Origin of the sequence: Chitinophaga niastensis, assembly GCF_003014755.1 — a bacterium.
Lineage (GTDB): Bacteria > Bacteroidota > Bacteroidia > Chitinophagales > Chitinophagaceae > Chitinophaga > Chitinophaga niastensis.
Genome location: NZ_PYAW01000006.1, coordinates 137732 through 164094, shown reverse-complemented (window position 1 = coordinate 164094; position 26363 = coordinate 137732). Strand labels below are relative to the sequence as shown.

The window sequence follows — 26363 nt, the reverse complement described above, 5'->3', positions numbered from 1 at the left end:
AAATCGGACAGGTAGTGATACTCTTAATCACTTACTAACCTGTTTAAATGAAAAAAAACAAAGAAAATCTACCTTCCTGACTTCAAGGCCAAAGTATCGCTGGGCGCGCTTTCCCAACTAACCACTGCCGAAGCAGTTGCACAGAAGCATAAGATTAATAAAACTCAGGTTAACCTTTGGCGTAACATAGTGCGCGATAACGCAGTGATGCTTTTTACAAAAGGTAAAACTGAGGCTTATGATGATTGCCAAAAGGAGATCGATGATTTGCAGATGACTATCGGGCAGCTCACAATGGAAAATGTGCAGCTTAAAAAAAAATTGCGATAGTGCCGCTGAAAGATCGGATGGCGCTGATCGATTGCTGCCATCCGCAACTATCTATCGCCGCGCAATGCAAGATGTATTCCATCCATCGCAGCAATGTCTACTACAGGCCAATAGGCGAGAGCCAAGAGAACCTCGCCATCATGCGTGTACTGGACGAACAGTACATGAACACACCATTTTACGGTGTGCTGCGTTTGCGCATACTGCTTCGTGAGCTGGGCTACCAGGTCAACGAGAAACGCATTCGCAGGCTTATGCGGGTCGTCGGATGGAAAACCGTATACTGTAAGCCACGAACAACCAGGCCCAATCCTGTCGCCTTAAAATACCCTTATCTGCTCACTGGTTTAAAAGTGACCAGGCCGAATCATGTGTGGGAGATTGATATCACATACGTGCCGATGAAGGATGGCTTTATGTATTTGTGCGCCGTGATAGATATGTATTCCCGGTTTGTGGTTGGCTGGGGAGTGAACAATCAGATGACAGCAGAATGGTGTATTGATATCGTGCAAAGCGCTGTGGATACATATGGCAAGCCAGAAATACTTAACTCAGATCAGGGAAGCCAGTTTACCGCTGACGCCTATACGAAAAAAGTAAAAGGGCAGGGAGTGCGTATTAGCATGGATGGCAAAGGACGTGCGATTGATAATATCTTCATCGAGAGATTGTGGAGGACGGTCAAGTACGAACACCTGTACCGGTTGAAGTACGACAATGTACTGGCGTTACTAAAGGGTTTGCGGAGATTTTTTCTGTTTTATAATGAGCAGCGGTTCCATCAGTCACTCGACTATAAAACACCCATAGAGATCTATACTGGTATCAATAAGCCACAACCCCTGCGGGGGGCTACTTTGGCAAAGAGTACAACTGTATCAGCAGATGAAATTCTATCAGGCATCAGCAACTACAGTCATACCCATTGCCAAAGTCCGAATGTTTCTTAACTTGCGAAACCGCTGCCTGACCGATGGGAAGTACTTCAATTCCCAACACAATGAGCGATTCGAGAAAAAGACATCTACTAACGGGAAACACTATTTTATTGTACTTCAAGTGTCCTTTAATCCTTTCAATATTTCAATACCCGGTAGTGATCCGGGATGCGGGCTTGAAGCATAACATCAATCGTTATTATAAGAAGTTGCCGCTTCGAGTGCATCTGGTAAGTCTGTTATACGTGGTATTTAATCCAATAACTAAATGGCTCTTATCAACCGTTATTTTTCCCGGTATGCGATAATGAAAATTCCCTTATCTTTATTGCAGTGTCTCTACAGAGATAAAAGACATGCTCAACAAACCGGATAATATAATGAAGCCACCTCCTTCAGACGGTATGCATGCAAGATTATAAGTCAGGAGCCACTTACTCAAAATAACCAGCCCAGGAAATACATTGACTGGGAATCGCATCGCGTATGAAACATTACTATCCTATCCGCCTATTCGTTGCTGACCGCCAGGAAGTATATCTTGAAGGGCTTTCGCATATTCTGCAGACCGCACCAGATATAGATCTCCTGGGAACCACGACTGATGGCAACGAGCTTACTTCCGCGCTTACTATACTACAACCAGACATTCTCCTCACTGATCCCACATTTGATATTGGCGACAACACAACGGTACTGCAATATGTGCCCAAAACGCTGCCGAACGTAAACATCATTGCATTATCACTGCTGGACGATGTGCCGATGCTGGGCAGCATGTTGCAGGCCGGCGTGCAGGGCTTTCTGCTCAGGCAATGCGACAGGCTGGAGATACTGGAAGCCATTCATGATGTATACAACAGGAAGCCTTATTACAGCCGTGCTATTGCATCACAGGCGATGCGTCTTTTTTCTGCGCCACGTTCTTCAATGCAGCGGGAGATATTCAGCGTGCGTGAAAAACAGATCATTCAGCTGATATGCCAGGATATGGTTACCAAAGAAATAGCCGCCAGGCTGGATCTTAGCAACAGAACCGTAGAAGGCTACCGGTTGCGGATCATGGAAAAGATGAATGTGCGCGGCACTGCGGGCATTGTTGTGTATGCTATCCGGCAGAATATGGTGGAAGTATAAAGAAAAAAAACAGACAGAACAAGCGTAATATTACGCATGGCTGACGGGATAAATACGGGTTATGTAGAATAACAACCACCCTACCTTTACTATTGTAATCAAACCCAATTTTTCTTAACCATTTAAATTCTATCACTATGGGCTTCCCTTATGTACAGACGACACCGCTGGTAAACTCCGTTTACACTGTCACCACTGTCAGCATAAAATCAAACATGCAGGTAGCAGTAGTACAATTCATGTCTGCCGCCGGAAAACTCGGCCAGGTAACCCTTTCACCTGTTCAGCCTACTGCAGGCCCTGTAACTTATAAAAGAGGACAACAGGTCGTAACGCTTGAAAAGGCCACCTTCATCGCAGCTTCGCAATTCGTTGATGGCAGCGTTTTCGCAGAAGGGTCCGCTACCGATCAACAAGGAAAAAACGAGACCCCTTACTCAGCCTCCATTGCCGACTGGACGGCTACTGGCGATGCGGGTGATAAAGCTAAAGCTAAAACAAAGGAAAAACAGGAGCATCATTAATATTATAAGATAGATGCCTGTAAAAACAACAGCAACAACAGGTGCTATCCTGTTGTTGCTTGTCTCCTCACTCCTATACGCTCAACAACCCAAAGCTGATTGCCTCACTGTTGTACTTTCTACTCCCGGAAAATGCTCACAACGCATCCTGGGTGACCTGCAGATAATATATAAGATCGACAGCTGCGGTAATGCCGTCACCTGTGTATTGCTGCTGAACACACAGCTGGCGGGCCTGTGCAAGCTAACCCCTACCAACAGCACATATATTTTTGATCTGGAGCTGGGGACAGGACGTGCCAGAGGTTTACTGAAAATGTTGCCTTTACTGCCTGATATGCCGGGCATACTGAACGGCGATTTCAGTTACAGCGTATACAGCAACAACCGAAGTTTTGTTTTCAAAGGTCTGCTGGCAGCGTGGTATGTCAATGACATCTCACCACCATGCCTGCAAAAACCATAAACCGCTGAGTACTATGAGCACCCTTGCATTCAGCAACACACATTCAGGTAATACATCACTATACACCACTCCTGAAGATAACGGCTGGTGTGCCTTTGTGCTGGCATCAGGTACATCCCCCGGCAAAGACACCCTCAGCCTCAGCGATACTGCTGTCATCAAAGGCTATTATCTTTTTGCCAACAACGCACCTTCCATCAGTGCAGATACGCTGGTACAGAATATATGGACCTATATTAAGTTCATTTCCGGTGGGATACCTGATAATGCAATCCTGTGGCTCAATTCCCCCAATGATGCCCTTTCATCCGCTAATGTAACAAGATTGCTCCTGACACAATACAATAAAGGTTTTGCTATCAAGCAGCAAGTGAACTTCAGCTTCGGCCACAATTATGCAACACTGTACATAGGTTCCAGCAATACCTATTTTTCCGTTGATAGCGACAACGACCGTCTGCTGCTTAACATCAATGATGTTCCTACACAACTCATCCTGACGGCCAACAGCGTGGCTTCCAGCACCATTACGCAACCTTTGCCGCTGGTGCTCCCGTTTACCGGTATTGGCAGAGGATGCCTGCGCTTTGTCATCGGCTTTAACCTGGCCCGTGACTTTACCGCTGTAACCTATGACCTCAGCATAAAATATTTCTATAACAGCACAGCAGATGGTTCCCTTTGTACAATCCGCTATCCGCTTGCGCCAGACGGCAATCTCAATGACCTGCTACTCTGCCAGGCAAGTATCAATCCTGTGGATATGATGAACATGCATAAGACAGGAACTTACTTTGCCTTGCTGGGACAAACCATCAATTCTAATTCCCTTGTCTCCAATCCTACCTTATTCAATACTTATTATACCGCTGATTATGGTTATCCGTTGCAGATGAAACCTGTGGTCAATCTGTCTTCCATCAATGGTACTGATAACTATCCCGGTCCCGGTAGCGCCCTGCTCGTATTCAGCCACCGGGATGCCGCCGATATACTGTCCTGGTATCTCATACCATCCGGCAATTTCACGCTGGTACTGGACAGCAAATATGCTCCCTATCTCGACAGCAACAAACAGATGCGCTTCATGAATGGCCTCGCCGGCACAGAGAGTGTGAGCTTCACACCAGAAGTGAATGGCAGCACCGGCGATCTGCTATGTTTCACACCAAAACAACCTGCATATGCAGACCGGTTTCCATTAGCAGGATCCCCCAACCTGGATGAGAATGGTAAGGTGCTTCCCTTGCTCAACAACAGCTACCAGACTGCATGGGCCACCATGCAGCAAGGCACTGGCAGCAATGCCGCCGTTATCTATCATGCACAACCGGTAGGCGCTTCCCTGTTTGCGGCTGATCAGGATGTGTTTACAGATAAGGAAGTACTAGGCAGTTTCACACCCAATGCAGGAGCGCTCTCCCAAACAATCGTATTCCCGATGACTTCCTATGGCGCCGCTACTTCCAGCAATGTACTTACTGACCTTCAACAATACGAGTTACAGATCATCAGTGCGCAACGCAAAAATGTAATCGGCACGAGCCAGCAGCAACAATTGATGCAGGCACGCAGATCTATGCAAACTGCAGCCGCTGATATTGTACCGGGCACAAGCCCACAAGGCTTTTATATCGAAGCCGACAAAACAAGCGGCGTCTGGAACTTACTGCAACTGGCCAGCAATCAGTATCTGCAGAGTGATGGCAACATGTCGCCCCTCTACAAACTTTTCTTCAGCGATCTGGGACATACCTTACAAAGCGCCTTACAGACCAATCAACTGTTCAACGTTATTTCTTTCAATCCTACTGTTGACGGCACTCCTGTACTTGGCTCCTTCAGCAATGAAATGTATATGGACGGCTGGCCTTTTATACTGGATGTGCCGCAGCAGAATGTATATGGTCAGTTCAACAATGTGCTGATCTTCAAATTCCGTAACGGTGCACTGACAGATCATATCAGCAATCCACAGGGATGGACGATGGCGGATCAGTTTAACATGACGGACAACAATGGACTCGAATTATTATCAACATGGATACAGCAGTATGTGCAAACAGGTATTGATAATTACCTGGTGAATAAGGACAACAACTACTATAAATTCTATACAGCGGCTACAGACCCACAGTGGCAGGGCGTTCTCGCGCTTGCTATCAAAGTGGATGTGCAACATTTCCCTGCAGCACTTCAGGGTCTGCTTGCAGGTATCGACCTGCAGCGGTTCAATGCGCACCATTTTGGCATAGACATGAGCGTAGTGCACAATGATAACGGCGCACTATCCATGTTGCCCGTGAGCGCCCTGTTTGGTTTGATTGATTATGAAGACCAGGTGTTTGTTTCCCTCGGACAATCAGTCGAAAAATACAAGAAAGAGGCGGTGATCAATACAGACGTGGATTATGATTTCAGGGTGCTCAATCTCAAAGTGCTATTCAACAATGCGAAGGTGGTGAATTTCAATAGCAATATAGCACTTACCATCAACCGGCTTTTCGGTGAGAAAACAAAAGCAGAGAACCGGGGCAACCTCGTGATACTGCGCGGCGCCTGTGAAAATCACAATGGCGTTCCGGCGTATACGTTTGTGAGTACAGATGACAATCTCATCTTTCTTGACAGCACGATTATGCAGGATGTAGAAATACAGAAAGCGTCCTTCAGCACCACTGTGCCACAAAGCGGCGGTCAGGGCATCGTGCAGTCGGTCTTCTCTTGCTGGGGATTCATCAACTTCAACAAGCTCAGTGATTTTGATATACTCTCTTTCGGGAGTGAAGTGAATGTGCTGCCGGGCAGTGCCGGTATTGCCTGTGCAGGGTTGAACCTCGACATGGACTTTCCGCTGGAAACACCGTCCACACGTACTTTCCGCTTCGACATCAGTCATCTTTCCGTAGACATAGGTCAGAGCACCGCCCGCAATGATAGCCTGTACAGGCATTTCCCGCTACAGCTCACTGGTATGACCACCGGCTCCAAAGACAATACGCCTGCATCTCAGGGATTCCTGAACGTAACACAATGGATTAACCAGCCACAGGAAGGTATTTCAGGTGACTGGTATGGACTCGTGTTCACACTCAATATGGGCACACTGGGCGCATTGGCGTCAGCGGCAGGTTTCAACACTACCTTCCTCGCTGCGTGGAATGTAGGCGGCAGTGGCACTGCTGCCGCACTGAAGCTCCCTGATGTAAATCCGCAGGCGCCTTTCTTCAGTCTGCAGGGTGTACTAAAACTGAACATCGGCTCCGTATCCTTATCCCTGGCGGATGGCAGCGGTCCCGGTAAGGCAGCCTATCTGATGAAGATCAACAATATTGCAGTAAAACTGCTCAGTCTTTCGTTTCCACCAGGAGGCAATATTGGCTTCTTCCTCTTTGGCAACCCTGATCAGGGTGCGCCACCAGAGAGCCTTGGCTGGTATGCTGCTTATGTAAAAAAATGACGCTGTTAAAATCTCAATCGTATGTTTTCCCTTTCCCTCAAAAAAAATCTGTACAGCCTCATATGCTGTATGTGCCTGCTGCTAACGCTTTCGCTGAAAGCACAGGAGCAACTGGAAATACATCATATCAATGTAGAAAACGGAGATGCTACCATGATCCTGATACATAATACAGCAGTGGATACCTTTCCGGCGAGCGTATTGATTGATGGAGGTATGAAAGATTCCTATGCCTTCCTCAACAATTATTTCAAACATTGTTTCAAAGACACTATGCCTGTAGCACATTTTAAATATGCGATCCTGAGCCATCATCATCAGGATCACTATACCGGTTTTAAATCGCTGGGGGACAGTGCATTCATCCAGGTGGATACCATCATTGATGTAGGCGGTTATAAATTCAGCAGCGCCTACGCGGCAATAGCTCCTCCTGATACCATTGCTGCGGCACTTAAAAGAGGCGGTGATAAGCCGACCATCAAAAGAGTGTATATGAAAGCGCTGAAAACGGCGTACGACAAGAGCTTGCTGAAATCCAGGAGTAAGGTGATCACCTCGTTTCCCCGCGATATAGGTAAAAGCATTACCATCGGTACTGTCAACGGTATCCCTGTAACGCTTACCTGCGTGGCCGCTGCGGCCTATACATATACACGAAACGGAGATTCTCTATTCTGTGGCATCTCCAGGGAGAATAATCCAAATGATTATTCACTTGGGTTTGTACTCCGGTATGGTGAGTTTCGTTACTTCACCGGCGGAGACCTGGGTGGTGAGAATGGACCCAAATTCACCGATCAGGAAACTACATTGGTAGGCGGACTGGACACACTGCTGCATGAACTCAGCTACAGCTTTGATGCCACCGCCACAAGGGACAGTGTAACAGGACATATCTGCGCTTTCAAAGTAAGTCACCACGGCAGTGATCACAGCACCAATCCCGCATTCTTGAAAATACGACCTGCAGTAGCTATCGTCTCCGCAGGTAACCAGAAAAACTGGGCATTGCCCAATCCCGCCTTTCAACAACGTCTGGATACCACGTGGAAGCCACTTTCCAGCCGTGCAGACGGCACGCGGCCTTTCGGCGTATCTGATCGTGGGCTTTACATCACCAATCTGTACAATTTCAAAAGGTATGGTACAGAGAGGGACAGTTGTCTGAAATATGCTGTGCAGTTGTTTGCCGGCCGTACAGACACGGAGTTTCATTATGGTAACGATTATGATCCGGCAGGGGTGGCAACCGGCGCAATGACCGGTTCCAGCGAGGATCCGACGTGTAAAGACAGCTATATACTGATTGTTGAACCGAATAATATCACCACACAATCCATCTTCTACTTATACATGACCAATTTTTGGAAGGGCGTGATCATGAGTCCTATAGGGAATTACAAGTGTCATCGCAATGCGCGGTAGTAAAGCATTCATTCATCATCATCCAATAATAACAAACAATGTTCTATCAGCAATTATATACCCTGTTTCGCAGATGCGGTTGCTGTCTGTGCCTCCTGCTACCGCTGTACACGGCGGCCCAGAATAAAATACTGGAGATACATCATATCAATATCGAGAATGGCGATGCAACAATGATAGTAGTGCATGATACTGCCAGCAACACCTTTCCGGTGAAGATACTGATTGATGGCGGCAATTCAGGGACAGACAGATTCCTGCAAAACTACTTCACCAGTTATTTTGGCGCTGCCAATATGCCGGTAACTTTCAAATACCTTATCCTGACACATTTCCATAAGGATCACTATGCAGGCTTCAATAAACTGGGCAACGGTACTATCTTCAGAGCAGACACCGTGATAGATCCCGGAGGATATACATTAGGCGCTACCTATGGCCCTGTCAATCCGCCGCAAGCCACTCCCAACAGAGGTGCCAAAGCATCCAGCGATGCTTCCATATACAAGAAGGCATTGAGAGATGCGTTCAATAATAATTACCTACAATCGCGCAGTCTCCTGGTCACGTCTTTTCCCCGCGATATAGGCCAGGTGCTGAAGATAGACACTTTGAACGGCGTGCCTGCTACACTGAAATGCCTGGTCAGCTCCGGTTATACTTATGGCGCTGGTGGCGCCGCCGTGAATGATGGTATTGCAGGTCGTAACAATGCCAATAATTTTTCTCTGGGCTTTATACTTGAATATGGCCAGTTCCGCTACTTCACAGCCGGAGATATGGGTGGATATAAAAATGGCGGCTGTTCTGCCTACATTGACCAGGAAGTCACCGTGGACGGAGGCTTTGATACGCTTTTCAATACTAAAAGTTACCGCTTCGATAAAAAAGCCCGCAATGTAGCTGCCATTGGTCATGTCTGTGCTTTCAAGACAAGTCATCACGGCAGTGATTGCAGCTCGAGCCATGACCTGATGAAATTCACAGCCTGTGCGATGTTTCTGTCGGCAGGTAATATGTCAAAATGGGGACTGCCGGAACCTACTTTTCAGAAACGTATAGACACCTTATTTGATCCGCTCTCTGAATGGTCTTCCGCCCAACGGCCATTGAGTGTTAATAATCGCGGAATCTATATCACTAACCTCTATAATTTTCCCAGTGGTACAAAGAAGTTCTGTCGTTCTTCCGCGATCAACCTGTTTGCCAATAAAGACAGTACCAACTTCAGCTATGGCAATGATTACAACCCACAGGGTGTACATGGCAACAATCAGTACCAGAGCAAGCAAGTAAACTGTAAAGATAGTTATGTGCTGAAAGTAGAACCGAATAATATCACGACACAGAGCCAGTTCTACGTCTTCCGTGTGAATTATTACAAAAACATCAATCAACCCTTGTCTACGTTTAAGTGTCATCGTAATACACCACCATAATCACTGTTGTTATCGATAAAATACTTTCTTCCTAATCTTATTTCCATAAAACAGTCATCATGGACCTCCAGCAACTAGCCAGCAACCTGCAACAGCAGATACAATCCAACGGCACACTAACGCTTACGCCTAAACTGATACCTAGCAACCGGTTCCCGTTCCTGTTGCAGATGCTGTCGCTGCAAAACATGGTGTTTACACTTACTCCAGCTGATATCACTGTGAAAGATAATATCCTGTCTGTTTCCGGGAAAGTGAAACTGTACACCCAGGATAATGACGGCGTACTGCAACTGATCAATACGCGGGGCGACATACTGGAAACAGTACTGGATTCCATTCTTAACAATCTATCGATACCACAGCTGTCGCAGATGGGATTGCTGCCATTGAACCGGCTTGCAGATCCCAATATATTTCCCACTATTGCTTTCCCGGGTATTCAGTTGAATGCCTCTTCTGTCACCTTTGCCATGACGCTTTCGGTCCTTTCGTCCAACATCGATTTCCCCATTATTCCAGGTGCAGGAGGGCTTTCGCTGAAAAATTTCGGTTTTGCGGTCCTTACGTATGTCAATCCAGTCAATGATCAGCGAACACCCAACCTCACCGTTACCGGTGTTTTCCGCATTGGTAAAACTGATCTGTCTATATCGCTGGCAGTGCCGATCAACAACAATATGCCAGCTAACCAATGGTCATTGACTTTTTCCACTAAGCAGACCTTACAGGGAGGCATATACGATATTCTGGGCTTATTCCCCGGTATGAATGTGCTGGGCAGCATGCCACAGGAAGTAGCGGTGTTGAGTAATTTCGGTATCACTCAGCTGAGTATTCTTTTTAATCCGGCAATACAGAAGATCTATGATGTAACGGTGATCATCTCCAACCCGCAGCCCTGGCAGGTGGCCAGCGGCCTTGTTATCGAGGAGCTACGCATTACGATGCAGTTTAACAGAGTGCCGGTGAAGCCTACCTTCACACTGGACATTGATGGTATATTTAATATGAAGATGTCTTCCGCTACAGCCAAGCTGGAAGTCAATGCGCACCTGCCTTTCGGCGAAGATGAATGGCTGCTTGCTTTTTCTGCCGAAGTGGAGATCAATAAGTATAATGAATTTTTCACTGCGCTGCCAGGGCTTTCGGGCACACAGGCCCCCGCGCTGCCAGTAGATATTACTTTTGACAGCTTCAATCTCAATACCCTTGAAATCACCTACAACGCTACCTCCCGGCAGATCAGCCGCATCAACTTCGATATATCCACACAGGTAGATATTAAATTTTTCAATGTGCTGGATATTGTGGACCCAGCTATGGCGCTGGATATAGAGAATCCTTTCTCTTCTGCCGACCGCACCATCAGCGGGTTTATCAGCACGCAGCTTAACATCGTCGACATTCCGCTGGAACTGCGCGCAGAGAAAGCAGATCCTTCCGCAGGATGGACTTTCAAAGGCGCTATGCTGCCCGGTTCCAGCATCAACATCATGAAGCTGGTGAAAACGTTCCTCTCCTCGCTGGGTATCACCAACCTGCCCACCTGGGTAGATCAGGCTTCGCTGAATATCGAAGGGGTTAACGTTACCGTATACACGCCGGCGCCGGGAGCAACAGATCAGAAAAACAAATATAGTGTAGGCGGAACCGTTAAATGGCAGCTCAATTACCAGAGCTTTGTATTGCCTAAACTCACCGCTACGTTGCAGATGGATTATGTGAATGGCAATGCTTCCGGTATGATCACCGTGGAAGCCCTGCTGCTGGGCATGAGCTTCAAGGTGGGTTATAAGTTCGGTACCTCGGATACACAGGTGTACCTCGAATGGGAAGGTATTGTAGCGCAATACCAGCATGATAATGTGAAGAATACGGACACGATCACGGTTGTATTCGGAAAGATGTCGCTGGGAGAGATCATCACGCATCTTATTGCTTCATTTGAACCGGGCTTCACGCTACCGGCTCCCTGGAATGTGCTCAACAGTATTAATCTGAACGGGTTGTCATTTGTATATGTAAGAAATATCAATGATCCATCACTGAGCAGCCTGAAGGTAGTTTATAACAGCAATGTCGACCTGGGTTTCCTGCAGCTTTCTGCTATCACACTTACGAAAGATAATACCGGCGTATATCTTGGCTTTGAAGGCAAGTTCCTGGGCTTGACTATCAGCAGTATCAATCCTGAAACTGCGCCACTGGCGGGCAAAGGCAGCGATGTGCGCAACATGCCCGGAGTGCCGGGTATGGGCAGCCAGTTCTTTGATCTTCGTTTCCTGGGTATGGGCCAGCATGTGGCATTTACCAATCCTGGTAATATCAGCGACATACCGGGCGCTATCGATACCATGAAGAAATCATTCTCGGATACCAATGGTCAACCTAACAGCGTACCGATCAAACCTGACAAACAAGGCTCCCTGTATTTCGATCAGAACAGCCACTGGCTCTTCGGCGCAGACTTCACCGTAGCGAAGTTCTACAAGATGGCGCTGATCTTCAATGATCCTGAGTTGTATGGCCTCATGATCAGCATCGATCCCACTGCGGCTTATTTTGCTAATCTTTATTTCGAAATTCTTTATAAGAAAATAAATGACAACATCGGCATGTATCAGATAGATCTGCAACTGCCGGATGTTTTCAGGCATCTTGAGTTCGGGGAAGTATCCATTACGCTTCCCAGCATCGGGATCAGGATCTACACCAATGGTAACTTCTATCTCGACTTCGGCTTCCCTGCCAGCATTACAGACTTCTCGCGTTCCTTCACCGTGCAGGTGTTTCCCTTCACCGGCTCCGGTGGTTTTTATTTCGGCTGGCTGAGTGGCGCTACAGCTACTAATATTCCACAAACTACCTGCGGCATATTCAATCCCGTGATAGCCTTTGGATTGGGGCTGCAACTGGGCGTGGGCAAAACAATTGATGAAGGTATTCTGAAGGCAGGGCTGTATCTCACCGCTGTAGGCATTTTCCAGGGAGTGATTGCCATCTTCCATGCAACACCGGGATTAAGTGGTGCAAAAGACGATAACTATTATAAGCTGCAAGGCACTTTCGGACTGGTGGGTCATATCTATGGCGAAGTGAACTTTGCTATTATATCTGCACGGGTGGATATATTGGCTTATGTGTATGTGAGTATTACGATAGAAAGTTATATGGAGATACCTATCTCCTTTGTAGCCGGCGTATCCGTTTCACTACGAATCACCATCAACCTGGGATTATTTAAAATACACGTCAACCTCAGCTTCAGCGCTACTATCAGGGCACGGTTTGTGATCGGCAGCAATCGCCCGCAGGATGCAGGCTGGAACGGATGTCTCACCGGCGGCAATTTCCCGGCATACCACCGCCTTGCCGCAGACCTGGCTGTAACATTAAACTGGCAGCCCGTTTCACCGGATACCGGAACCAACTACCTGCTGGATCTGTATGTGATCCCACAGCTGACCGTTTCCGGAGAAGGCGCTACACCTGGCCCGCAATACAACATGATATTTTATATCGATACAGCCTCCGCCAATATTGCCAACACGGTGAACGGTCTCACCGCTCTCAGCACCGGCGTGTTGTACTGGTGTCTCAGCGCGCTGGTCAGCAATGGTCGCAGCAGCGTTCCACTGAGCTGGCTGCAAACACAACAGATCAGTACTGATCAGTTACAGGTGCTGTTATGTTATTTCAACACAAGGCCGGATAATGTAGCACCATTCAACTACAGCAATACAGCAGGACATGATGTTATTTCACTCCTGAAAACCTTCTTCAGCGTACAGATCACCGCTACAGATCCTGCTACCCGGCAGGAGCTGCAGGCCGCCATCTTCCCTGCCCTGCCGCCACTGCTGATGCAGACAGATTACAACGGCGCCAAAGGAGCGCAGTTGAACTTCGCCACACAGAGCATGACCGGCAACAATGGCTATATCAGCGCCGTTTCGGGCATACTGCGCATGCTCAGTATGGACGCAGAAAACAAGCTCACTGCTGATTACTACGGTAACGCCTGTACGCAGGTGACTGACCCCGACTATCAGCAGCAGCAGGACCTGAGCATGCCTACTTTTATCTTCACAGATTTCATTGCCCTCGTGGCCAAGACGTTCCTGCAACATGCGCTGGATTATATGCAGGCCAACAAGAAAACAAGTCTGGATGCAGAAAGCCTTGTCAATGCAGTGGTTACAGCCGCCAATGTAACACAGACCGGCAGCATGTCTTCGAGGTTCCTGTTGTATGGCTTACGCTTACCAGCTCCGCCAAATGCGGCCACCGGCGCCATTACACCACTGTACCAGCTTACAGGCCAGCAGTTCCCACTGCCTGCGGCGCTCAAAACCGGTGATACCTTCAGTATGAACATCACCAAAGATGCGGCAGCCACCTGGATTTCCTTTAATCCCGGCAATGCAGCTTCTCTCAATATCACCATCAACAATAATGAAATCACCCGCATCAATGATATGCGCAGTGTAGTGTTGTCGCCCACCCTTGAATCCGGCTCACCGGCTGCTATGGTGAACTACCGCGATACGCCGCAGGCCTTTACGCTCAACAGTCCGGCACTGTGGCAATACCCCGGCGATTACTTTGCTGGTGTAAGCGGAAATCCTGTGCTGTGGCTGCTGCCACAAAACCTGACAGCTATATTTGCATTGCATGCCGGTACATCCATTCCTTTCTCCCTCCAGACCATCAAGCCCTCCGGCGATGGCAGCGAGAAAGGAAGCATCAGTCATCTTGCCTGGGCCACCACTATGCCGGTTACGATACAGCAGATCACCGCTGGCTCAGCACCCGATACACCGCTTGCCGGCAACATGTACAACCTCACCGGCGCAGACGACAGTGGTGTGGTACTATTACAACAACTGATCATCTACCTTAATACTACCCGCAAAGATGACGACAGCTTTATTGCACAAATACAATTGTTGTATGAACCTGACCCGACAACAGATTCCGCCGGAGGTAATATCTCCGCTGCCAATGGCGCTTTACAGCTGGCTATTGTACAGGCCAACCTGAGCACGGAAACCAACCCTGTAGGCGCATTCAGCTACCTGAAAGACAGCGTGACCAACACTTACAACACGCTGAACAAACCGGGCATCTTCCTGCAACTGTTGTGGGAAAACAGTATTGTGAGATCAGGCGGATTTTATCTGTACTACCGCAGTTCCGACGGCGATGGCATTCCACCCTACCTGTTCAATAAAGACGGCGTAGCGCGCCTCACGCTGGTGGTCACTTATACGGATCTGCTCATACAACCTTTTGTGAACAGCGTGGTAACCGGCGATCCGGTGGACACTTCCACTACCAGTGTATATGCCCAGGCAGACAGCATCACCACCCGCGTGGCTACTATACCGGTGGGCACGGTGGGCTATACAGTAGTGCGCAATAATCCGGGAGAATACAATCCTTCACAGCAACCACCTACAACCGCCGACAACCAGATATACCTGCAAAACCAGTTCAACCTGCTGGGCACTACACTACCTGGCGTGGCCGCCTATCAGAACCTACTGCCAGCCGGTCCTGCGGACACACTGGATGAAGACCAGGTAAATAAACTGCGCGCAGGTGAAACACCGGACCTGAAAACCGACTACTGGAACTATGCAGCTGTGATCCCTTACTACAAATACGTGCAGCCTTCCGGTACAGACCCAGACTATCCTAATCCGTATGGGGGCATCGGCGCTACTGTGCAGATGCAGCTTAACTGGCAGGATATGTTTGGTAACATACCCATGAACAACGTGCAGCCGTTGACATTATCAATGGCATCACTGTATACCGATCCGCTCATCGCGGTATCACAGTGGCCTGCCGTATCTTCCTATTACCAGTTTGCCCGGAAAGCCGGCAAGCCGGAAATACAGCTCAGCTTCTGTTTCGACAAGACAAAATACACCGGCAGCAAGAGCCAGAACAATGCTGCCATAGACCTCGAAACCTACATGCGCCTCTATTATCAGCTGGTAGTATGTACGGATGTGAACATGAGCTTCCGCTCCTCTATTGACGGCACTGCTGCTCTACCGGAAGGCTCCGGTCGCAGTATAGATATAGCCGCCCTGAACACCGGCTTCCTCACACCGGTGATCAGCTACCTGAAGAGCATAGTAGCCGCTACTGCCGCAGACAACAACAGCATCCTGTATACTATCAGCAGCCCGGTGGATACCGCCACGATTGCGAGCTATGCAGACATACTGCCATTGACACTAACGGCAACGGTACAACGCACTTCACATATAGATCCGGCTTTTGCCAACACTGCCGGTATCACCAGCGCACAGACCACCGTGCCGCCGCAATCCAAAGGCACGCCCTGTGGTAACGGCAACAATGATTCCTTGTCGCTCACCCCATTTGCGCAACAGTTTGAAGCGGCCTTCAAAGATCAGCCCACCGCAGGCATCACGCTGAAACTGGCGACAGGCACACCGAAGGAAAGTGAAGACAAAATACCATCGCTCTGGATGATAAGACTGGACAGCAACGGAAAGAGCGGTATCAATTTCAACTTCAGCAACGCTGCAGTATATTTCTTTGCACCCGTACCGCTGGCCAACAACCTGTTGTCGTTCAGCAGCAACAACTATCCGTATGCAAGTGGACAGCCATATCCCGCAGGGTCCGCAGTGACACAGCATTTCAGCAGTATAGACCTCGACAACTGGGGATTGCAGTTCCTCACCGCGGTAGATAATTTCCTCAGCCCGGCCTATGCGGTGCCCGCCTTCCTGTTAGACAACGGCGTATCATTGGCATCACTGCTGGCTGAAAAAGAAAACATCGCCAATGCTATTGAAGGTACCATCGACTACATCATAGATCCGGGAAGTGCACCACAATCCAACATCGGCAACGCACAGGACAAATGGAAACAGGTGATCCTCCAACTGCTCTCTAACGCTTACCGCTATACGACAGCCGTGCAGACACCCGCCACTATCAGCTCCGGATGGACAGGCAGCAACAATCAGCCCCCGGAAGCGCCCTATGTGCCTGCATTGTACGGCAGCATGAAAGGCATTGATCCTTCCCTGCCACCCGGTACACCGCCCAATACTTCCTATTCCCTGTCCAACGCTAAAGTACCATTGGGCAACGGGCAATCGTGGCTTACGTATATGTTTGAATCGAAAGACCTGCCGGCCAGCCGCAGCTTCAGCTTCACAGACATGCGTTATGCCGTAAGTCACCTGGAATACCAGCTACAACCTGTTGATGGTATCGAAGGCTACATGGCATCGTCCTGGCTGACCTTCATTATCCCGCTTGATAACAGCCTGGGGCAGATAGGCAACATCACCATACCGGTTCCCTTGCGCGCCTATCCTACACCGCCTTCCATCCTGAGCCAGGGACTTCAATATCCTGTCAACAATAGCACCGGCTCTATAACCATCGCTGATACAAGAGCATGGAACTACCGTTATGTATATCAGAACCAGTCTGCCGCACAGGATACCATACACACGCAGGTTCAGTTCAATATCCCGGCATCCAGTAACACTTTCCTGTCACGGAACCTGGATGAACCGCCTACACTGGATCAGGCATTATCTCAGTTCATGTCCGTGTATCCCGCCATGCTGGATGATTTCAACATGCACCTGCTGACACTGACTGCTGATGATGTAACGAACAACACAACAAATGCGCAGGCTGCAAAGAATGCCATAGCGGCTTTCATCAAGGTAGTAACTGTAGTGGCTACTGCATGGAGCACCTGGAACCAGATACATCCGCGCACCAAAAAACTGGTGAGTCACGGACCGCTTAGCCTGGCGTTGTCGCCGTATACTTTATCATATACTATCACAGAAAACGAAGAGCCGACTACCACTTATCTCAGCATCACCGTTACAACAGACAGTGGCAATAGCGTGCCGATGGTTCCGTTGGTCAACATCAGCAATTACACCGCAGAGCCGGTGACCGGTCAAAGTAATACCTGGACATACAAAGATGCAAAAGGTAAATATCTCCTGTACGCCGACAGGAACAACGATCCTGACAGAGAAGTGGTCATGCAACAGCTGGATATACTCCATGAACAAAACAGCTGGTCAGGCGCCAGCATCATCCGCAATGAGTACCTGATACAGAATAATAATGGAACGTGGCAGCCCACCAATCAACGGTTCATCTATCAGACTCCGTGGGTGCGCTTCTTCGACAAGCTTGTGCCGCTACTCAACTGCAACCGCGCCGTAGATATCGCCACCATCAACAGCAACGTCTTCCCTGCGCCGCAACAGAGAACCTTGCAGGAGAACATGACCCAGCTCTTCATCGCCCTCACCAGTGAGGTAACGTTAACGGATATACTAATTAAATTACATGTCAGCTACCAGTATACCAAACCGGGCACTTCATTCATAATAAACCTGCCTGTATTACTGCTGGCCTCTACTAAAGTAAGTATCGCAGATAAAGGACTGGCAGTAGCCATCATGATAGCAGACGCCATGAAGAAATGGAAGGATACACATATGCCGGAAACCAACAAGGCTCAGTACAACCTGGATATGACAGTTTTCTCTGATGATAGTACAAGACCAGTGTTGCAAGTGCAACTGTACTTGCTGATAAGTGGACTGTAATGTATGTGATTAAAGTGGTTATTATGATGAGCGAAGATCATATTATTTTATAAACATGAATAATCAATCGGTATATTAGCTTCGCAGGCAACGTTCATGAAGAGTTGCGTATCTTTTCTGGCCATGTTGAGTTCCCAGGATGGATGATCAAGAGTACGTGAAGTATATCGCTTCTTATCATCCGATATTAGGCAGTCTTGTTTATATGGAAGATTTCCAGCCACCCTGTTATTGCACCAAGCTTCGCAGTTGGACTTGCTATACTGGGGAATGCTTCCTTTATATGATGACGATAGCGTAGAGGTAGCCGTTAAAAACTTCCAGGTCAGGAAATTATTTCACCGATTCATTGGCACCTGAAAAGGATACACTAAACTTAGATTTTTTTTGTGTATCCTATTTTGTATCCTTTCAGATTCATTTGATATGGTTTACCTTTTTATGGCAAAAACAGAAAAGCCGCATAAATCCTAAGATTTAAGCGGCTTTAATTTCCTTTGATAATCTTGTTGTGATCCCCTTGGGAGTAGCACGTATCTTCGTAATGTCTTGTAGAGTCTGTGTTTGGTAGTGGTGAGCGTTTATTGCTAACCGTGATGCTAACCTGATTACGTGTAACCGTTATAGTCAGGAGTAATGATACACAAATATATGAAAAACGATCTCAAAAACATAAGAGGTCGAATTAATTCCCGAATTACGCAATGGGCTCGGTAACAATTTTCGTCCAAGAAGACTTGAATGTCAAATTATCGTAAACGTTACGTAAAAAACGCCCTTTCACATAATATTTTACGCTTGGATCAAATATAAATTCGCTGACGGGGAACGTCATAAAATTGGTACTTTTGGGAATTATTTAACTTCTTTTAGCCCAATCCAACATATCCCATCAGATTGAGTTACTAAAACCGCATATTTCTTTCCTGTTGTTTTAGCAGCTAAAACGGCTGAATCTCTTATTTGTTCTTTAATATAGTTTCCCTTCTTGTAGTATTCAGCCTCTGGGAGATGATACTCAATATTATCATCACTCAATACAGTTCTAGAAAACCCTTTATCTTCTATTGCAGAATGGAGAATATTATAATCTGTTTCATTTGCATTATGCAGAACAACCCTAACTATAAAAATAGACATATAATAAGTTTTACAATAAAATATTACTTCTATAATTCTTTCTTGTAGAATCTGTGTTTGACAGCGGTGAGCGTTTACTGCTACCCTGATTACGTGTAGCCATTATAGTCAGGAGGAATGATAGGTGAATATCCGAAAATAATAGAAAATCTAATGTACACGGCCAATTACTAAAAACGTGAAAGTCAGTATTTGATCAGATCAATAATAAAATGATAGATCAGACTTCCCATACACAAATAGCTACCAGATGCTGAGAATTTCTGAAATTCTATCTACTTATTTGTACTCAGAATTAAATCATGAAAGTCCGTCCAGTTTATTTTAATTCTATTCTTGTCCGCCCACCCACTTGGTCGATATTCAAATGCTCCGTGGGATATGTGGATTGTCCCTAGTAGTTTATTGTCTTTCTTAACTTTTAGGATTGTATCAGCCCTCCCCAATTCTGTTTCTGGCAATTGAATATTAACTCGATGATCGGCCATATGTGTTATTTTAATAGTACAAATGACAGATAAAAACACATACCCACTGTTAATCGAAAGTTAATTAAAATAAATTTACTTTTTAATATCAGTAATTATATGGGAGCTTAAAGCGATATTTTGAGAGTAAATGTGTATACATTGATAATTGATAAATCCTCAAACATTTCAGAAGGGGAAATGGTATGGCCAGCTATGTTTTGGTAATACCAAAATCCCTAAACTTTTCATGCTTCGCATTCAAAATTTATTGCTCCGGCCAGTCTGTTGTTTCGTCCTCTACAACATCTATTAATTCCATCAGGCTTTGCATATCCCAAATAATATCCGACATATTGAGGGGAATAACGTCTAATGAATAATAGATATACGTCATGAAAACCTCACGAAGATTACGATTTACGCGCTTTGCCGGATGAGCCTCAAAAAATTGTCGTAACTCCGTTTTAAACTTCTTACTGATCTTTAGTTTAGTACTCATGACATTCTCTTTTTAAAATTGCCCGGAAAAGCGGTTGTAATACGTCCTCCCCCATCTGTAACTATAGTAACCAAGCTGGTAGGCAGTCTATCACAATCAAATCCAATAATGTCGCCTGTATCAATAGTCCGTTGAAAATTCATTGATCCGGGAACAGGCAGTATAGGCTCATTACACGCATTCCGCAGATGGGTTAATATTTCAGTTAGGGGAATCGTAAACTTACTGGTAGCGGGGTGGCGCATCATTTTATAATAATGTCTTTCTATAATGTGGGTCAACGCTGTTGCACTCAGGTAATAGGTTTTCCTAAACAACTGCCTTCTATCCCTTATAGGGATTTGTAACATGGCGCCGTAGGCCAGATTATTAAGCCAGTCTTGCGTATCACTTATTAGGAAAAGTAGCTTTAACCATTCCCCCTCGTTGAAAGAGGGCATATTGAGGATTTCTTCCGTATGCTCCATAGTTTTGATTTTATGATTATCAAAATGACAGATACAAATTCCAGAATAATAACCTCATATTCAATACTTTAAACATCTATCTTGGAAAGAATCAGGGATATTATACAGGTATTTTATGCCAGATATTCCCTATTTTAGCATTTCTGAAAAACCTTATATTTGCAACTATGACAAACACTGATATGCCCAATAAAGTACACGAAGGAAAGAACATTAAGCGCTTCCGCGAAATGCTTGGCATGAAGCAGGATGCATTAGCGTTTGAATTAGGTGACGACTGGAACCAAAAAAAGGTTTCGCTGTTGGAAGGGAAAGAAACAGTAGAGCCGGAGATATTAGAGCAGGTAGCGAAAGTATTGAAAGTAACCCCTGAAGCGATTAAGAACTTCAGTGAAGAAGCGGCCATTAACTTTGTAAATAACTTCAACGATAGCAGTGTTAACAACGGCCCGTTGAATAATTATCATTGTACTTTTAACCCACTTGATAAAGTCATTGAACTTTATGAACGACTGCTTACAAGTGAAAGAGAAAAGAACGACTTGGCGGGTAAGCAAACTAAGAAATAGTATTTAGATATTATTATCTCCATAAACTTGAGCCACTGTAAAACAGTGGCTTTTTTCTTTTCACCGGCAACCCGATCTCCTTTTTATTCTCCGCTGCATTTCCCCCTTTGCGACCATCGGGAGCGAAGGGCAAGCGGTTTTTGCGTAGCAAAAACACCGCTTGCTAACGGAGCGAAGATCCGTTCAACCTCCGCAACCGGATGGCGAAGCCAGTCGGTTTATCTCCGCATACAGGCTGCGAAGCTGCCTGTATAATCTTCCCGAACTGGTGGCAGCGCAGCCAGTTCAATCTTCGCAAACGGGTAGCAAGGCTACACGTTTTATCTGCTCTCCCATCTGCACACCGAAGCGAATTTGCTGGTGAAAAGGAAAAATAGGTATCCCACAAAACACAAGTGCCTTATGACCAGATGTTTTTTCCGATGCAGCCCGGTAGTGTTCCACCGTTGCAAAAAACATCTGGTCATAAGGCACCAGCCCGCGGCAGCGACACCTACTAAAGTATCTACTGTGCTATATTACAAATTATTCAAATCGTTTAAAACCCAAAACACAGTTAAAAATTATCTTGGCTTTTCATTGCGTGTATCAATGCAACTATATATCGATTGATTACAGCATTAATATCAGGCGATAGTTTCTCAGCTCTTTTTTTGTTGAACAACATCTGTTCATAATTGAAGTCGGGAACGCGAAGGTCTGAGCTTGGCTTAATGAAATCTGTAATCTCGTACTTAAACTTCCCGTCTTTAACTTGTATATTGGTATTTGCATAAAACTCTTGGTAAGTCTTAACAAGATTGCCTCCTTTGGCATCGGTCCGAAAAATTCCTCGAACCGTTATCTTTCCTAAATCCTTATCATCGAGCTTAACAACATCTTTAAAATTTGGGAAAGCTGTTGACAGAAAGGATTTAGCTCTTAAATAAAGTTCCTCCTTACTAACCCCTGAAACACTATCAATCCCTGTGTAATTAATCCTGCCATTTCTTATTGGCAGTTCGCCAAGATAAGAATCCGGGGAATTGTTTTGTCCCAAAGCAGTAAACGGTAAAAAGAAAAAAAACAAAAGGAACTTCTTCATAAGTATATCTATTTAATTTGAGGCTGAATAAGTGGTTACTTTCAATAACTAGCGGAACATATTGAGCAAATATAAAAGAATAAATCATCTATAAGCATATCATAAGAAGGAATTTATTAATACAAAAAAGCTGGATGATTCATATTCAAAGAATCACCCAGCTTAGATATAAGCAAATATTTTACCCTAAAAACGGTATATCGAACGTAGCCTGCGGCAGCGATACCAGGTTAAACGATCCGCTGTAATCCTACTCCAGGAGCAGACAACCTATCACGCAAGGCCCGCATATTATTACTAACCTTCTGCTGCGTGATCTTTGCATAAATCTGCGTTGTACGGATACATTTATGCCCCAACATCTGGCTCACTGTTTCAATCGGCACGTCATTTTCAAGCGTGACCGTGGTAGCAAATGTATGTCGGGCGGTATGCGTGGTTAAATGCTTTTTAATGCCGCATACGATGGCTATTTCTTGCAGGTAGGCATTATACCGCTGGTTACTATTAACGGGCAATAAACGGCCATATGCCTTGCAATACAGGCTTTCTTTGTACCGGTCTATTATCTCCAATGCAATAGGTAAAAGCGGTACACGTTCCGCTGTGTGGGTTTTCATTCTGTCTTTCATAATCCACTTTTCGCCATCAATACCAATGACAAGGTTATTCGGGGTAAGATGGAGTACATCTGTGTAAGCGTAGCCCGTAAAGCAGCAGAACAAATAAATATCTCTCACCTCTGCCAATCGTGGGATCAGCTCTTTATTATACAAGGACATAATTTCGTCCATTGTAAGCCGTTCCCGTTGCGGTTCTTCATAGCTACATTTAAACCCGCTTAATGGACTAACGACCAACCAACCCTGATCTACGGCCAATTTGAGCATCTGTTTTAAAATCTTCACATACTTCATAGCGGTGTTAGACCCTATTCCCTGTACGGTTGTGAGAAAATGTTCAAAATCCGGGGCAAAAGAAAAACGAATTTCAGAAAGCGGCTTATCGGAAACATGAAAATGAGCTTTCAGGAAGGCCACCACCTTTTCTTTAGTGATCTCAAACCGTTTCAGAGTACGCCCGGACTTCATCTTAGCTTTTACTTTCTCTGCAAATCGGCGGTTATGGAAGTCTATCACTTCGCATAATGTCCGCGAGTGTTCTGTAATTCCAGAAAAAGAATTTTTCACGGATTGAGCGGTCACCATTGAACCGGATGTAATTAAATGGCTGTAATGTTTGTGTAGATTGGCTTTCAGGGTTACCAACTGCCGGTTAATCGCCTGTGCTTCTTCGGAATTTCCTTTAACACATTGGGCGGAGGCATTCCATAATGCCGGGGTTACATACTGATACGTGGAAAGTTCTGCACGTTTGCCGTCTACGCTGAGACGCAGATAAATAGCGGGCTTATTGTTTTTAGAACGGCTCTTATTAAGCCAGAAAAGAACAGAAAAACTGGTCATACACCATTTGTTTTAAGTTAACCAAAATTGTTTCAACTTCACTTATCCTGACATCACTTAACATTGGTCAAACGCAACACGGTGCAGCATTTGGGCCTGTGACGGTTAGCACAATTTAATATTTATATTGCTAACCGCAACGCTCACTTTTCTACCCTTACTTATCTTTTCACAACTTTACCACTAAAAGCAAAAAAACCTTGTAGAATATGCTTCTACAAGGTTTTAATTACGTAAGAGTATTTACTTTTACTCCTGATGGTGATCCCCTTGGGACTCGAACCCAAGACCCATACATTAAAAGTGTATTGCTCTACCAACTGAGCTAGGGAATCCTTTACTGTATTGCTGTTAAGGGGATGCAAAAATATGAATTTTACATTCACTTCCAAATTTTTTTCTGAAAAATATAAATAAAATAAATTGGTGCACATTTATTGAAAGCTTGCAAACCTTTACTGGCAAATGGTTTAAAGAAACAAAACATGGAAAATAATGTATCTAAGAATAAAAGATTCTCTACCCAAATAAAAATACAAATACCTGTAACAGGCTACGAACAAGGGTTTTGCCACACAGGAGGAATTTAATACAAATATCCTGTATCAATAAAACAATTCCGCAAGCAAAATATTCCACGCAGAAATATAAACCCGAAAAAAATATATTGCAAATATGAAAAGTCCCTATGTCTCTTTCTGTTTTATCAGAAATTTGATTTAATCCCCGACAGCACTTCTAATGCGTTGGTATCTATCTGGCTTCGCTCCGGCAAAACAATGGCCCATGCCATATTTCCGGCAATCCAGCTGATGGCTTTGTATTGTGCAAAATTGGTGAAAGTGGAAACGATAAAATCACCCTGCACTTGTATAGCGGCTACGCTGAAAATTTCCATTGCAGTAGTAAGTCCTGTCTTTAATACCTTGGAAAGCGCTTCCTTGGCGGTCCACAGCAATAGTTGCCACGCTGCCTGACTATAACTGAGTGAAGCAAACAATCGTGCTTCTGCCGGCAATAATCCTGGTATTTCTTTATCTGTTGTGATGGCTTCTATATCTATTGCCATCGGATGCCACTCAGGGAAAACAATGGCAGTGGCGCTGTTGCGGGTATGTGCGATGCTCACCTGTATATTACTGTCAACCGGACAATATAAAACAGGCTGACCAAAAACGCCGGGGGTAATACAGATGGAAGTGGGGTTGGCTTGTGTATAATCCACTGCCGCCAGCTTTGCAGCATGGCGGCCAAGCAGATAATGATGTTGTGCTGCACCGGTTAAGGTGGTATATTCGTCAGGATGCAAATAGTCGTGTGCCCTGGAAATCAAAGCTGCAGCGGGCAAGCTGGAAATAGCGATAGACACCGGAAAAGATTGCTCTTTTCTGCTGATCATCGTCGACAAAAAAAGACTATTCATCCATTCCGTCATTATTGCTGCCTCCTTTATCGGTTTTACTGCTGTTGGCTACCATCGCGTTGATGCTGTTGATTTCCTCCTTGGTAAAGTACCGCCATTGGCCTGTCGCCAGGTCTTTTGTGGTCATACTCATGATACGGGTGCGTTTCAATGCCACTACCTCATATCCCAACGCCTCACACATCCTCCGAATCTGCCTGTTGAGGCCCTGGGTCAGTATGATACGGAAACGGTTGGCGCCCTCCTGCTGTACAAAACATTTTTGAGTAGTCACCCCCAGTATACGCACTCCATTGCGCATAGCCTTAATAAACTCCAGGTCAAAAGGTTTATCTACTGTAACAATGTATTCTTTCTCGTGCTGGTTGCCCGCTCTTAAAATTTTGTTGACAATATCTCCATCATTCGTTAAAAAGATGAGTCCCTCAGAACGTTTGTCCAGCCGGCCAATCGGGAAAATACGGGAAGAGAAATTGACATAGTCAATGATGTTTGTCTTATCCTTCATATCCGTTGTACAGGTAATCCCTTTGGGCTTGTTGAGCGCAATATAAACAGTGGCCTTTTTCTTTTTCAGCGGCTCCCCATCTACTTCCACAACATCCCCATCCTTAACACGGTTGCCTTTGGAGGCGATGTTGTCATTGATGGTCACACGTCCCTGCTCAATATATTTATCAGCTTCTCTCCTGCTGCAAAAGCCCGTTTCACTGATGTATTTGTTAACGCTTATATCCATAATTACCTTTGAAATCACCTGCAAATTACTTAAAACCGGGCAAAACTGAGCCATCCCACCAACAGCAGAAGGAGCGCAATAGCGCCCCTGCTTAATTTATGCAAACTGTTGTAATACAGCCCTTATGTATGGCTGG

General features: G+C 45.8%; 16 protein-coding genes and 1 tRNA gene. 9 read left to right on the top strand and 8 right to left on the bottom strand.

Annotation, left to right across the window (positions count from 1 at the left end):
- Positions 1–347: 347 nt before the first annotated feature.
- The 8 genes from CLV51_RS23430 (at position 348) to CLV51_RS23395 (ending at position 18370) form a co-directional block, all read left to right on the top strand.
- Entirely contained in the window at positions 348–1283 is a 936-nt protein-coding gene (locus CLV51_RS23430) for an IS3 family transposase (RefSeq protein ID WP_106530531.1), read from the top strand.
- Positions 1284–1757: 474 nt separating this feature from the next.
- Entirely contained in the window at positions 1758–2408 is a 651-nt protein-coding gene (locus tag CLV51_RS23425; RefSeq protein WP_106530530.1) for a response regulator transcription factor, read from the top strand.
- 137 nt (positions 2409–2545) lie between these two features.
- The gene (locus tag CLV51_RS23420; protein WP_106530529.1) at positions 2546–2932 is read left to right on the top strand and encodes a hypothetical protein; all 387 of its coding nucleotides are present in this window, start codon (positions 2546–2548) and stop codon (positions 2930–2932) included.
- A 13-nt stretch (positions 2933–2945) separates the two neighbouring features.
- Positions 2946–3398 (top strand): hypothetical protein, encoded by a 453-nt coding sequence (locus tag CLV51_RS23415; RefSeq protein ID WP_106530528.1) that lies wholly within the window; start codon positions 2946–2948, stop codon positions 3396–3398.
- A 13-nt stretch (positions 3399–3411) separates the two neighbouring features.
- Complete coding sequence (locus CLV51_RS23410; protein ID WP_106530527.1) at positions 3412–6858, top strand: hypothetical protein; 3447 nt, start codon at positions 3412–3414, stop codon at positions 6856–6858.
- Positions 6859–6879: 21 nt separating this feature from the next.
- On the top strand, positions 6880–8286 hold the full coding sequence (locus tag CLV51_RS23405) for a ComEC/Rec2 family competence protein (RefSeq protein ID WP_106530526.1): 1407 nt from the start codon (positions 6880–6882) through the stop codon (positions 8284–8286).
- Between the two features lie 38 nt (positions 8287–8324).
- Positions 8325–9725: a ComEC/Rec2 family competence protein gene (locus CLV51_RS23400; RefSeq protein ID WP_106530525.1), complete on the top strand. Its 1401-nt coding sequence runs from the start codon at positions 8325–8327 to the stop codon at positions 9723–9725.
- A 59-nt stretch (positions 9726–9784) separates the two neighbouring features.
- Entirely contained in the window at positions 9785–18370 is an 8586-nt protein-coding gene (locus tag CLV51_RS23395) for a hypothetical protein (protein WP_106530524.1), read from the top strand.
- Between the two features lie 855 nt (positions 18371–19225).
- Here the strand turns inward: CLV51_RS23395 and CLV51_RS23390 are convergent.
- The 3 genes from CLV51_RS23390 to CLV51_RS23375 all read right to left on the bottom strand — a co-directional run bounded on the left by CLV51_RS23390 (position 19226) and on the right by CLV51_RS23375 (position 20946).
- Complete coding sequence (locus CLV51_RS23390; protein WP_106530523.1) at positions 19226–19510, bottom strand: type V toxin-antitoxin system endoribonuclease antitoxin GhoS; 285 nt, start codon at positions 19508–19510, stop codon at positions 19226–19228.
- Positions 19511–20245: 735 nt separating this feature from the next.
- The gene (locus CLV51_RS23380; protein WP_106530521.1) at positions 20246–20479 is read right to left on the bottom strand and encodes a hypothetical protein; all 234 of its coding nucleotides are present in this window, start codon (positions 20477–20479) and stop codon (positions 20246–20248) included.
- Entirely contained in the window at positions 20476–20946 is a 471-nt protein-coding gene (locus CLV51_RS23375) for a hypothetical protein (RefSeq protein ID WP_106530520.1), read from the bottom strand. The genes CLV51_RS23380 and CLV51_RS23375 overlap by 4 nt, the downstream gene beginning before the upstream one ends.
- A 167-nt stretch (positions 20947–21113) precedes the next feature.
- On the opposite strand from CLV51_RS23375, the gene CLV51_RS23370 reads away from it, so the two are divergent.
- Entirely contained in the window at positions 21114–21515 is a 402-nt protein-coding gene (locus CLV51_RS23370) for a helix-turn-helix transcriptional regulator (protein ID WP_106530519.1), read from the top strand.
- 556 nt (positions 21516–22071) lie between these two features.
- On the opposite strand, the gene CLV51_RS23365 is transcribed toward CLV51_RS23370, so the two are convergent.
- From CLV51_RS23365 to rluF, 5 genes are all read right to left on the bottom strand, one after another.
- Positions 22072–22599, bottom strand: coding sequence for a DUF4468 domain-containing protein (locus tag CLV51_RS23365; RefSeq protein WP_106530518.1), 528 nt, complete (start codon positions 22597–22599; stop codon positions 22072–22074).
- A 230-nt stretch (positions 22600–22829) separates the two neighbouring features.
- The gene (locus CLV51_RS23360) at positions 22830–24065 is read right to left on the bottom strand and encodes a site-specific integrase (protein ID WP_106530517.1); all 1236 of its coding nucleotides are present in this window, start codon (positions 24063–24065) and stop codon (positions 22830–22832) included.
- Positions 24066–24324: 259 nt separating this feature from the next.
- Positions 24325–24400, bottom strand: a tRNA-Lys gene (locus CLV51_RS23355).
- Between the two features lie 371 nt (positions 24401–24771).
- Positions 24772–25488 (bottom strand): 4'-phosphopantetheinyl transferase family protein, encoded by a 717-nt coding sequence (locus CLV51_RS23350; RefSeq protein WP_158267127.1) that lies wholly within the window; start codon positions 25486–25488, stop codon positions 24772–24774.
- The gene (rluF, locus tag CLV51_RS23345; protein WP_106530515.1) at positions 25481–26227 is read right to left on the bottom strand and encodes a 23S rRNA pseudouridine(2604) synthase RluF; all 747 of its coding nucleotides are present in this window, start codon (positions 26225–26227) and stop codon (positions 25481–25483) included. The genes CLV51_RS23350 and rluF overlap by 8 nt, the downstream gene beginning before the upstream one ends.
- Positions 26228–26363: the final 136 nt, after the last annotated feature.

Bases quoted from the DNA above. Each gene is read 5' to 3' on its own strand.
- CLV51_RS23430 (WP_106530531.1), top strand. From the start codon at position 348: ATGGCGCTGATCGATTGCTGCCATCCGCAACTATCTATCGCCGCGCAA.
- CLV51_RS23425 (WP_106530530.1), top strand. From the start codon at position 1,758: ATGAAACATTACTATCCTATCCGCCTATTCGTTGCTGACCGCCAGGAA.
- CLV51_RS23420 (WP_106530529.1), top strand. From the start codon at position 2,546: ATGGGCTTCCCTTATGTACAGACGACACCGCTGGTAAACTCCGTTTAC.
- CLV51_RS23415 (WP_106530528.1), top strand. From the start codon at position 2,946: ATGCCTGTAAAAACAACAGCAACAACAGGTGCTATCCTGTTGTTGCTT.
- CLV51_RS23410 (WP_106530527.1), top strand. From the start codon at position 3,412: ATGAGCACCCTTGCATTCAGCAACACACATTCAGGTAATACATCACTA.
- CLV51_RS23405 (WP_106530526.1), top strand. From the start codon at position 6,880: ATGTTTTCCCTTTCCCTCAAAAAAAATCTGTACAGCCTCATATGCTGT.
- CLV51_RS23400 (WP_106530525.1), top strand. From the start codon at position 8,325: ATGTTCTATCAGCAATTATATACCCTGTTTCGCAGATGCGGTTGCTGT.
- CLV51_RS23395 (WP_106530524.1), top strand. From the start codon at position 9,785: ATGGACCTCCAGCAACTAGCCAGCAACCTGCAACAGCAGATACAATCC.
- CLV51_RS23390 (WP_106530523.1), bottom strand. From the start codon at position 19,510: ATGTCTATTTTTATAGTTAGGGTTGTTCTGCATAATGCAAATGAAACA.
- CLV51_RS23380 (WP_106530521.1), bottom strand. From the start codon at position 20,479: ATGAGTACTAAACTAAAGATCAGTAAGAAGTTTAAAACGGAGTTACGA.
- CLV51_RS23375 (WP_106530520.1), bottom strand. From the start codon at position 20,946: ATGGAGCATACGGAAGAAATCCTCAATATGCCCTCTTTCAACGAGGGG.
- CLV51_RS23370 (WP_106530519.1), top strand. From the start codon at position 21,114: ATGACAAACACTGATATGCCCAATAAAGTACACGAAGGAAAGAACATT.
- CLV51_RS23365 (WP_106530518.1), bottom strand. From the start codon at position 22,599: ATGAAGAAGTTCCTTTTGTTTTTTTTCTTTTTACCGTTTACTGCTTTG.
- CLV51_RS23360 (WP_106530517.1), bottom strand. From the start codon at position 24,065: ATGACCAGTTTTTCTGTTCTTTTCTGGCTTAATAAGAGCCGTTCTAAA.
- CLV51_RS23350 (WP_158267127.1), bottom strand. From the start codon at position 25,488: ATGAATAGTCTTTTTTTGTCGACGATGATCAGCAGAAAAGAGCAATCT.
- rluF (WP_106530515.1), bottom strand. From the start codon at position 26,227: ATGGATATAAGCGTTAACAAATACATCAGTGAAACGGGCTTTTGCAGC.